This window comes from Listeria immobilis, assembly GCF_014322765.1.
GTDB classification, from domain to species: domain Bacteria; phylum Bacillota; class Bacilli; order Lactobacillales; family Listeriaceae; genus Listeria; species Listeria immobilis.
In genome coordinates this window covers 1-1,151 of the sequence record NZ_JAASTZ010000039.1, presented here as the reverse complement: position 1 = coordinate 1,151, position 1,151 = coordinate 1, and the positions used below count along the sequence as shown (strand labels likewise).

Below are 1,151 nucleotides of genomic sequence, written 5' to 3'. Positions count from 1 at the left end.
AACGCGAGGGCATCAAAATTATTTTAAAAAATAGTTAGCTGTGTAATACCAGCCGTCCTTGTCATACCAAAGTTCTAAATAACCTTTTTTGTTGTCATACCACGCCAATTTCGTTCCTACTTTATACCACTTAATCTTACCGGAATTCAATTTCGTGTTATCCCAAACCGGAATTCGCAAATCTTTCGCCGATTTAATGCGAACAGGAATGCGACCTTTCGAGTCTTTTTTCCCCGCGACAACACAAAAACTTTTATACATATAATATAGCTTGTTGTTAATATACGTTTTATACCAGTACTTATTGTGTTCGTATACTAAAAACTTCGTTCCTGCTTTATACATGCGAACGGGATTTGACTTAAAGTCCATTTTCGGCAGTAGCGGCGCGCTATCAACCACTTTCCCTTCATGCCTGTTCGGATTTTTTGGCTCTACGGTCTTACCTGTCACGCCTTTCACAATAGCGTTCCCGATTTTCTCGTACATTCCCGATTTGTGAATCGCATTCGCGTCTTCTTTTCTATCAACAAAGCAAATTTCTAGCAAGATAGCTGTGTGTTTTGTTGAATTCAAGAAACGTAAATCTTTCGTCGCTTTTGCACCGCGATTCGGAAGTCCGAGCGCTTTCGCCATTTCCGCACTTACAGCTGTAGCATATTTTTTACCTTTCGAATCGCCTGCATAATACCAGACTTCGCAACCTGTTCCCCCGCCTGCATTCAAATGCACACTAATTTCTAAGTTCGCGGGACTAGCGTTGTGCCAGTTCACAATTTTAGTAAGATTTTGATTCTGTGTTGTGCTAGTTCTGTCAATTAGCGTACGAACGCTATGACCTGCTGATTTAAATGCGCTACTTGTTGCATTTAGTACTTTTTCCGCTTCTTTTATTTCACTTAAAATGTCATCTGCTCCGATACATTTATCTGAATGACCGCGTGAAATATTATATTTACTCATTGCTATTCATCCTTTCGTGGTTCAGTGTATTCCTTCGCCTGTTCACTATCACCTGTTCCTGCGGTTGTAGGGTCGATGATAAGCCCCCAAAATGCAAAAATTCCCGCAACAACGGTGATAAGTCGCTGTAGCAATTCGTTATAATCCCATGAAATCCCGAACACAAGCAACACCGCTTGCACAATGAA

2 protein-coding genes are annotated in these 1,151 nt (G+C 40.8%); both read right to left on the bottom strand.

The features are described 5' to 3' along the window. Window positions 1–18: 18 nt before the first annotated feature. Window positions 19–963, bottom strand: coding sequence for an N-acetylmuramoyl-L-alanine amidase (locus tag HCJ50_RS15560; RefSeq protein ID WP_185344853.1), 945 nt, complete (start codon window positions 961–963; stop codon window positions 19–21). A gap of 2 nt (window positions 964–965) precedes the next feature. Continuing rightward, window positions 966–1,151 (bottom strand): phage holin (locus HCJ50_RS15555; RefSeq protein ID WP_187127569.1); only part of this gene is annotated, 186 nt, incomplete at its 5' end.